This is a genomic window from Nostocoides australiense Ben110, from assembly GCF_001050535.1.
Taxonomy (GTDB): domain Bacteria; phylum Actinomycetota; class Actinomycetes; order Actinomycetales; family Dermatophilaceae; genus Nostocoides_A; species Nostocoides_A australiense.
In genome coordinates this window covers 1,347,180-1,356,026 of the sequence record NZ_HG764815.1, presented here as the reverse complement: position 1 = coordinate 1,356,026, position 8,847 = coordinate 1,347,180, and the positions used below count along the sequence as shown (strand labels likewise).

Here is an 8,847-nt window from a genome sequence, read left to right as displayed (position 1 = left end):
GCGGATGCACGCCCGCCGCCGCTCGGCCGGCCGCCTTCGCTGCCCCGGCCCCGGCACGCGCAACCTGAGTCGCCGCACCGAGGACGCCGCCACGAGCGGGCTGGGCTGCTTCGGGTGGGACGGCGCTGGAGGCAGAGTCAGGAACGGTCGTCTCGGTTTGCTCCTCGCCCATCAGGGCATCGCGTGCCCTGTCGAACTCCCGGGCGGCTCGAGCCAGGGTACGGATGATCTGGCGCTGGGCGTCATATGCCATGTCTCAAGAATGACTCACGACGCTTGGGCCAGCGCTTGGGCGATCAGGTTCAGCCGGATCGCGGTCGTCTGGTCATCGGCACGGTCCAGGAGGCGATGCCGGCCTTCCCGATCGACTCGCAACGAGAGCGTCAGGCAACAGTTGCCGTCGGGCGCCATGGCGGCCATTGCGGTGCGGGCCGAGTCCAGGTTCAGCCCGGCCGAGCGCAACTGCCTGGCGCTCTCACCGTCGATGACCAGGAGCCTCAGCAGCACGTGGTCGCTGTCGACTGCGTGTGCCCGGCGCGCAGCGCCTCGTCGTTGGCAGCGATCAGGAGCCGCCACACCCGCTCCAGGTTCGTCACGGTTTGCTTCAACATCTTCCCTCACCTCGTGGTCACGGGTCGGTGGTACTTCTTGTGGACGGCCTGCCGGGTCACCCCGAGGGCCCCCGCGATCTCCGGCCACGCATGTCCCGCGTCCAGGGCGGCTTGGACCTGGCGCAGTTCCAGTTGGTCGGCCAGCCGGCGCAGGGCAACGACGGCCCGCAGGCCCAGCATCGGGTCCGCGATATCGGCCGCTACGGCCTCGATCGGTCGCTCCATACCTGTCAACCTAGGTTGCTCGAGCAATTGTCAACCTGAGTTGACGGGCAGCGATGGGAAATCGCGACTCCGGCTCGGCGCGGCACTAGGGTGAGCGGGCCGGAGGTGCCGGCTCCCATTCCTGAAGGCGAAGGCGAGAAGATGGCGAAGGCCACGGCCGCGACGACGGCGAGCGGGGCGGATCAGGCGCGTGCGGAGGGACAGGGGAGCGCGCGGCATACGGCGGGCACACCGCATACGGCGGACTCGCACGACACCATCAGGGTCGTCGGGGCGCGGGAGAACAATCTCAAGGGGGTCGACGTCGAACTGCCCAAACGGCGGCTGACGGTCTTCACCGGAGTGTCCGGGTCAGGCAAGAGTTCGCTCGTCTTCGCGACCATCGCGGCCGAGAGCCAGCGGATGATCAACGAGACCTATTCGACCTTCGTCCAGGGCTTCATGCCGACCCTGGCGCGGCCGGATGTCGATCTGCTGGAAGGGCTGACGACGGCGATCATCGTCGATCAGGAGCGGATGGGCGCCAACATCCGGTCCACGGTCGGCACCGTCACCGACGTCAACGCCATGCTGCGGATCCTCTTCAGCCGGCTGGGCCAACCACACATCGGGGGCTCGAAAGCGTTCTCCTTCAACGTCGCCTCGGCCTCGGGGGCGGGGGCGGTGACGACGACCAAAGGCGGCATGGAGGTCAAGGAGCGGCGCGAGTTCAGCATCCAGGGCGGCATGTGCGCGCGGTGCGAGGGGGTCGGCAAGGTCTCCGACTTCGACCTGACCGCCCTCTATGACGACGAGAAATCGCTGCGCGAGGGTGCGCTGACGATCCCCGGGTACTCGATGGACGGGTGGTACGGCCGGGTCTACATGGGCAGTGGCTTCTTCGATCCGGACAAGCCGATCAAGAAGTTCACCGAGAGGGAACTCGCGGCCCTGCTCTACAAGGAGCCGACCAAAATCAAGGTCGACGGCATCAATATCACCTACGAGGGCCTGATCCCGCGCATCCAGAAGTCGATGCTGTCCAAGGATCGTGAGGCGATGCAGCCGCACATCCGGGCCTTCGTCGACCGGGCGGTCGTCTTCCAGGTCTGCCCGGAGTGCGAGGGGACGCGGCTGAACGCGGCAGCTCGTTCATCCAAGATCAAGGGCATCAATATCGCTCAGGCCTGCCAGATGCAGATCAGCGACCTGGCCGAGTGGGTGCGCGAACTCGAGGAGCCGAGCATCGCCCCGTTGCTGAGCGGGCTGCAGGAGACGCTCGACTCCTTCGTCGAGATCGGTCTCGGCTATCTGTCGCTGGACCGGCCGTCCGGCACGTTGTCGGGCGGCGAGGCGCAGCGGACCAAGATGATCCGGCACCTGGGGTCGGCGCTGACGGATGTCACCTATGTCTTCGACGAACCGACGATCGGGCTGCACCCGCACGATATCGACCGCATGAACACGCTGTTGAAACAGTTGCGGGACAAGGGAAACACCGTTCTCGTCGTCGAGCACAAGCCCGAGACCATCGCCATCGCCGACCATGTCGTCGACCTCGGCCCGCTGGCCGGCACCGGCGGCGGCGAGATCGTCTACGAAGGGGATCTCGCCGGGCTGCGGGCCAGTGACACCCTCACCGGGCGGCACCTGGAGGACCGGGCGCAGTTGAAGGACACGCTGCGCAAACCCACTGGCGCGCTGGAGATCCGAGGTGCTCACGAGAACAACCTGCGCGATGTCGACGTCGACATTCCGCTGGGTGTCCTTGTCGTGCTGACCGGGGTCGCGGGCTCGGGCAAGAGTTCGCTCATCCGTGGATCGGTCGAGAAACTCGACAGTGTCGTCACCGTCGACCAGTCGGCGATCAAGGGCTCGCGCCGGTCGAACCCGGCGACCTACACCGGCCTTCTCGAGCCGATTCGCAAGGCGTTCGCCAAGGCCAATGGTGTCAAACCCGCTCTCTTCAGCGCGAATTCGGAAGGCGCGTGCGAGACGTGTAATGGCGCCGGAGTCATCTACACCGACCTGGTCATGATGGCCGGCGTCGCGAGCACCTGCGAGGACTGCGAGGGCAAGCGCTTCCACGCGGGCGTCCTCGAATACCGGCTCGGCGAACTCAATATCGCCGAGGTGCTCGACCTGCCGGTGGCGGACGCGCTGCCCTACTTCAGTCAAGGAGCCGCGAAAACGTCTGCGGCACAGAAGATTCTGGAGCGCCTCAACGACGTCGGTCTCGGCTACGTCCGTCTCGGCCAGCCGCTGACGACGCTCTCGGGCGGGGAGCGCCAACGGCTGAAGCTCGCGGCGCAGATGGCGGACACGGGGTCGGTCTACGTGCTCGACGAGCCGACCACCGGCCTGCATCTCGCCGACGTCGAGAACATGCTCGCGATGCTCGACCGGCTCGTCGACAGCGGCAAGTCGGTCATCGTCATCGAGCACCATCAGGCCGTGATGGCACACGCCGACTGGATCATCGATCTCGGCCCGGGTGCGGGGCATGACGGTGGCACGGTCGTCTTCGAGGGCACGCCCGCCGACCTGGTCGCCGACGGGCGCACCCTGACAGGGCAGCATCTGGCGGCCTACGTCGCGCGTCGTTGACGCAGACCCTCTACGCTCGTGGGTAGCCGTGGCTGGAGGCGCCCCCCGACGTCCCCAGCCACGGCGCCGACGGGTCACCGCGCAGCAGCGTCGGGGACGGCCGGTAGGTCGTATGCCGAGGCCCTGGCCAGTATGCGGGCCACCGCGCCGAGCTCGAGGTCGGTGAAGGGGAGCGCGTTCATCACCTTCAACGCGAAGAGCGTCGAGCGCACGGCGCGTTCGGTGGGCAGCACCATCCGTTTGAGGTTTGCCGGGCCGAGTGCCGGGTTGCCCTCGGCGAAGGCACGCAGTTGCTGCTCGGCAGCGGTGAGCGCGGCGCGGAACAGCAGCGGTCGTGGCCAGTTGGGCAGCGGTGACGTACGCGGTGACGAGACCGAGCGTCGTGCCCTGGCCGGATGCGGGTGAGGCACAGGCCGCAGCGTCGCCGATAAGGCCGACGCGCCCGGCCGACCACGTGGCCAGCCGAACCTGTCCGATGACGTCCAGATAGATGTCGTCCGCCGACTCGAGGGCATCGAGGATCTCCGGCACACGCCAGCCCTTGACCGGGCGCTATCGGGCGCATCCGTGGCTCGGCGCCATCGCGCCGGCCGGAGTTCCGCTGCGTCCCAGTGTCTACGCCTGGACCGAGGCCCTCCTGCTCGCCCTGGCCGGTGCCCCGACGGGGATCGACGAGATGCGGCTCGCCATGCTCCTCGATGCGGTCGTGCGTGGGTATGCCGCTGTGGGCCAGTCGGATTCGCCCCCGCCGGCGTGGCTCGGCCCGGCTCTCGCCGAGCGCTTCCCGCGGCTCGCGGGAGAGTTGGGGCGCGACTTCTCCGACCTGGACGCAGAACTCGACACGCGGTCTCGGTCATCCTGCGGGGAGTCACACCCTGAAACCCGCGTGAAGTAGCCGTCGGAAATAGTGTGCTGACCTGACCGGTCCAGGAGAGACTGATCCGGTGCTGCTCACCCTGACGACGACCCATCGGCCGGCGACCGATTTGGGGTATCTGCTGCACAAGCACCCCGACCGGGTTCAGGAGTTCGCACAATCCTTCGGCACCGCAACGGTTTTCTATCCCGAGGCGGACGAAGCACGGTGCACCGCGGCGCTGGTGCTGGAGATCGATCCGGTCCGTCTGGCGCGCGCGTTCGGGCGCAACGCGCCGGATTTCACGCTCGCGCAGTATGTCAACGACCGGCCGTATGCCGCGTCCTCCCTCCTCGCGACCGCGCTCGCCGACGTCTTCAGTACGGCGCGCTCGGGCCGGTGCGCGGCTCGCCAAGACCTGGCGGACTCGGCCATCCCGCTGCAGATCGCCGTGCCGGTCGTGCCGTGCCGCGGTGGCCCGGAGATGGCCCGCCGGATCTTCGAACCGCTCGGTTGGCAGGTCGAGGCGGACCCGATTCCGCTCGATCCGGCCTTCCCTGACTGGGGTCCTTCGCGTTATCTCGCGCTCACCCTCACCGGCACGCTCCGCCTGTCGGATGCGTTGAGCCAGTTGCACATTCTGCTCCCGGCGCTCGATGAGTCGAAGCACTATTGGCAGGGCCCGGACGAGATCGACAAGCTGTTCCGCTCGGGTGAGGGCTGGCTGGCCACGCACCCGGACCGCGAGCTGATCACTCGGCGTTACCTCGGGCGTCGGGGCGGGCTGATGCGGGAGGGGCTGGCCCGGCTGGCAGAGGTGGGGGACGAGACGCCCGAGGCCCTCGAGCCCAGCGCGGAGGAGGAGACGGCGTTGCCGGCCGCGCGCCGGCCACGCCTCAACGAGCAGCGTCAGGAGGCGGTCGTGGCAGCATTGCTCGCCAGTGGCGCGATCTCGGTCATCGATCTCGGCTGCGGCCCTGGCGCGCTGCTGTCACAACTGGTCAAGCAGCCCCAGTTCCGCCGGGTCGCCGGCACGGATGTCTCGGTGCGCTCGCTGCAGATCGCCGCCCGGCGCCTGCACGTCGAGACGATGAGCGAACGGCAGTCGGACAAGTTGCAGCTCTTCCAGAGTGCCCTGACCTATGAGGATGCCCGGTTCGCGGGTTTCGATGCTGCGGTGGTCATGGAGGTCATCGAGCATGTCGACCCCTCGCGCCACGCTGCCGTGGAACGCGTCGTGTTCGGCACGGCGCGGCCCGGCACGGTTGTCGTGACGACCCCCAACCGCGAGTACAACGCGCTGTATGACGGCCTGACAGGCCTGCGGCACGCCGACCACCGCTTCGAGTGGGACCGGGCACAGTTCCGGGAGTGGGCGGAGGGCGTGGGCGCGGCATACGGCTATTCCGTTGCGTACCAAGGGATCGGCGACGTCGATCCCGGCCTCGGCACTCCGACGCAGATGGCGGTGTTCACCCGTGAGTGAGGTTGCCCAGGCGCGCACCATCGGGGTGCCCGAGATGGGGTTGGTCGTGCTCGTCGGGGTCTCGGGCAGCGGGAAGTCCTCCTTCGCGCGGCGCCACTTCCTGCCGACCGAGGTGCTGTCGAGCGACTTCTGCCGGGGCCTGGTGGCGGATGACGAGAACGACCAGGCGGCGTCGGCCGACGCCTTCGATGTGCTGCACCACATCGCCGGAGTGCGCCTCCGGCGCGGCCGGCTGACGGTCGTCGACGCGACGAACGTGCAACAACGGTCGCGGGCGGACCTGGTGAAACTCGCGCGCGAGCATGACGTGCTCGTCGACGCGATCGTCCTCGACGTGCCGGAAGCCGTTGCCCAAGAACGCAACCGCGCCCGGGAGGAACGCGACTTCGGGCCGCATGTCGTGCGAGGCCAGCACCGGGACCTCATGCGCTCGCTGCGGAAGCTGGAGCGTGAGGGCTTTCGCCGGGTTCACCTCCTCAAGGGCGTCGAGGAGATCGACAAGGTCGCCATCGTCCGGGAGAAGTCGTGGAACGACCGGCGCGAGCTGACCGGCCCGTTCGACCTCATCGGCGACGTGCACGGGTGCGCGCGCGAACTGCATACCCTCCTGCGACAGCTCGGCTGGGATCTGCAGGAGGAGGACGGTCGCGTCGTCGGCGCCCGGCATCCGCAGGGTCGCACCGCCGTCTTCGTCGGCGACCTCGTCGACCGTGGCCCCGACACCCCTGGCGTGCTCCGTCTCGTCATGGGCATGGTCGAGGCGGGGACCGCGCTGTGCGTGACCGGCAACCACGAAGCCAAACTGGTCCGGGCCCTCCGTGGGGCGAAGGTCACCGTGGCGCACGGACTCGCCGAGTCCCTCGCCCAGCTCGACACGGAGAGTGACGAATTCCGCACGCAGGCAACGAAATTCATGGATCGCCTCATCGCCCACTATGTGCTCGACGGCGGGCGCCTGGTGGTCGCCCACGCCGGCCTGAAGGAGGCTTACCACGGGCGCTCGTCCAAGCGGGTGCGGGCGTTCGCGCTGTACGGCGACACCACAGGTGAGACCGACGAGTTCGGTCTCCCCGTGCGCTACCCGTGGGCGCTGGACTATCGCGGCCGGGCCCTGGTCGTCTACGGGCACACTCCGGTGCCGAACGCCGAGTGGGTCAACAACACGATCTGTCTCGACACCGGAGCCGTGTTCGGCGGTGCCCTGACCGCGCTGCGCTATCCCGAACGCGAGCTGGTTTCCGTTCCCGCAGAACGCGAATGGTATGCCCCGTCCCGCCCGCTCGCACCCGCCGGCGTCGAGCGAGTGCCCACCACACTCGCCATCGAGGACGTCACCGGCACGCGCTGGCTCGAGACGGAGCACGCCGGCAAGGTGAAGATCCCCGAGGAGAATGCGGCGGCTGCGCTGGAGGTGATGAGCCGTTTCGCCGTCGACCCGCGCTGGCTGATCTACCTGCCGCCGACGATGTCGCCGGCCTCGGCATCGCAGATGGACGGCTACCTGGAGCGCCCCGAGCCGGCCTTCGAGGAGTTCGCCACGTGGGGCGTCACGCGCGTCGTGTGCGAGGAGAAGCACATGGGCTCGCGCGCCATCGCCGTCATCGCCCGGGATGCCGAGGCCGCCGAGCGCCGATTCGGCGTCACCGACGGCAGCACCGGGGCCGTCTACACCCGCACGGGGCGCAGCTTCTTCGACGACACCACGGCGCTCGTCGACCGGCTGCGGGACGCCGTCGCGCCGCTCTTCCACGAGTTGACCACGGACTGGCTCGCGCTCGACTGCGAGTTGTTGCCCTGGTCGGTGAAGGCGCTCGACATGATCCGGGCGCAGTATGCCGCGACCGGTGCGGCGGCGACTGCCGCTCTGCCACAAGCGATCTCGGCGCTCGAACGGGCTGCGGATCGCGGGCTGGAGGTCAGCGATCTGCTCGCGCGGACCAGCGCGCGGCTGGACAACGCGCGCGCGTTCCGGGCGGCTTACGCGGCATACTGCCGGCCCACCGACGGCCTCGACGGCGTGACCATCGCGCCCTTCCAGATCCTCGCTGCCGAAGGTCGCACACTCGCGCTGACGCAGTCCCACGAGTGGCATCTGGCCCAGCTCGGGCGTCTGGACCACCCGCTCATCGCCCCTACCCGGCACCGTTTCGTCGACCTCGGCTCCGACACCGAACGGGCAGCCGCCGCGCAGTGGTGGGAGGAGCTGACCGGTGGCGGCGGGGAGGGCATGGTCGTCAAGCCGGCCGGCCTGGTCGCGGGTCGCATCCAGCCCGGTCTGAAGGTGCGGGGCCGCGAGTATCTGCGGATCATCTACGGCGCCGACTACACCGACTCCTTGGGTTTGTTGCGCCAGCGTCAGCTGGGCAAGAAGCGCAATCTCGCTCTGCGAGAACACGGACTAGGCGTGGACGCGATCGACGCCTTCGTCCGTGGTGAACCGCTGTGGAAAGTCCACCAGCTGGTCTTCTCCGTCCTCGCACTCGAGTCCGAGCCTGTCGACCCGCGGCTGTAGCGGCGACCACAGGGCGAGCGAAAGTGACCGGTCGCGCCAGAATGCGACCGCTAGACCCTATGGGGGCGGGCGGGGTTTCGGTTGAGGGTTGAGGCCGGGGCCTCGCGTATGCAGAGAATCGTGGATCACCTGCCAGATGGGCTGGCGGTGCCGACATGCATAGGAGGCCCCGGTGTTCATAGAGCGTACGAGTATCGGCTTGGATGTGCACGCGAGATCGGTCAGAGCGGCGGCGATCGACACGGTCACGGGGGAGGTGATTGAGCGGACGGTCTCTGCGCCGGTGGTCGATGTCGTGGGTTTCGTGGAATCTGTTGCGGCAGAACATGGTCCGGTGTTGGTGACGTATGAGGCGGGGCCGACGGGGTTCGGGTTGGCGCGGGCGCTGCTGACGGCGCGTCATGCCTGTCAGGTCGCGGCGCCGTCGAAGGTGTTGCGGCCGGTGGGGGATCGGGTCAAGACCGACCGGCGGGATGCGTTGTTGCTGGCCCGGCTGGCCCGTAACGGCGACATCGTGCCGGTCGCTATCCCGACACCGTCTCAGGAATCAGCCCGGGATCTGGTCCGCGCG

The 8,847-nt window shown here is 68.5% G+C and carries 9 protein-coding genes; 5 read left to right on the top strand and 4 right to left on the bottom strand.

Features of this window, described 5'->3' with window-relative positions; translation table 11 throughout:
- The 3 genes from BN11_RS25080 to BN11_RS06515 form a co-directional block, all read right to left on the bottom strand.
- Positions 1 to 253: hypothetical protein (locus tag BN11_RS25080; RefSeq protein WP_235435387.1), on the bottom strand; the 253-nt coding region annotated here is incomplete at its 3' end.
- Between the two features lie 14 nt (positions 254 to 267).
- Positions 268 to 507, bottom strand: coding sequence for a hypothetical protein (locus BN11_RS06520; protein WP_048695996.1), 240 nt, complete (start codon positions 505 to 507; stop codon positions 268 to 270).
- Positions 508 to 617: 110 nt separating this feature from the next.
- Positions 618 to 836, bottom strand: a complete 219-nt coding sequence (locus tag BN11_RS06515; RefSeq protein ID WP_048695994.1) for a hypothetical protein — start codon at positions 834 to 836, stop codon at positions 618 to 620.
- Between the two features lie 141 nt (positions 837 to 977).
- Here BN11_RS06515 and BN11_RS06510 point away from each other — a divergent pair, with 141 nt between their 5' ends.
- The gene (locus BN11_RS06510; protein WP_048695990.1) at positions 978 to 3,422 is read left to right on the top strand and encodes an ATP-binding cassette domain-containing protein; all 2,445 of its coding nucleotides are present in this window, start codon (positions 978 to 980) and stop codon (positions 3,420 to 3,422) included.
- A 74-nt stretch (positions 3,423 to 3,496) separates the two neighbouring features.
- On the opposite strand, the gene BN11_RS06505 is transcribed toward BN11_RS06510, so the two are convergent.
- Positions 3,497 to 3,832 (bottom strand): hypothetical protein, encoded by a 336-nt coding sequence (locus BN11_RS06505; RefSeq protein ID WP_048695987.1) that lies wholly within the window; start codon positions 3,830 to 3,832, stop codon positions 3,497 to 3,499.
- 131 nt (positions 3,833 to 3,963) lie between these two features.
- Between BN11_RS06505 and BN11_RS06500 the strand changes: the two genes are divergently transcribed.
- The 4 genes from BN11_RS06500 to BN11_RS06485 form a co-directional block, all read left to right on the top strand.
- Positions 3,964 to 4,317, top strand: coding sequence for a hypothetical protein (locus BN11_RS06500; protein WP_157044012.1), 354 nt, complete (start codon positions 3,964 to 3,966; stop codon positions 4,315 to 4,317).
- A gap of 49 nt (positions 4,318 to 4,366) precedes the next feature.
- Positions 4,367 to 5,764: a 3' terminal RNA ribose 2'-O-methyltransferase Hen1 gene (locus BN11_RS06495; protein ID WP_048695981.1), complete on the top strand. Its 1,398-nt coding sequence runs from the start codon at positions 4,367 to 4,369 to the stop codon at positions 5,762 to 5,764.
- Positions 5,757 to 8,276 carry a polynucleotide kinase-phosphatase gene (locus tag BN11_RS06490; RefSeq protein WP_083433582.1) on the top strand — a complete coding sequence of 840 codons (2,520 nt, stop codon included), beginning with the start codon at positions 5,757 to 5,759 and terminating at the stop codon, positions 8,274 to 8,276. The genes BN11_RS06495 and BN11_RS06490 overlap by 8 nt, the downstream gene beginning before the upstream one ends.
- Before the next feature lie 172 nt (positions 8,277 to 8,448).
- Positions 8,449 to 8,847, top strand: a 399-nt coding sequence (locus BN11_RS06485) for an IS110 family transposase (protein ID WP_048693490.1), incomplete at its 3' end; no start/stop codon positions are given.

What these genes read in the sequence shown, in the direction of transcription:
- BN11_RS06515 (WP_048695994.1), bottom strand. Translation starts at nt 836, where the DNA reads ATGGAGCGACCGATCGAGGCCGTAGCGGCCGATATCGCGGACCCGATG.
- BN11_RS06510 (WP_048695990.1), top strand. Translation starts at nt 978, where the DNA reads ATGGCGAAGGCCACGGCCGCGACGACGGCGAGCGGGGCGGATCAGGCG.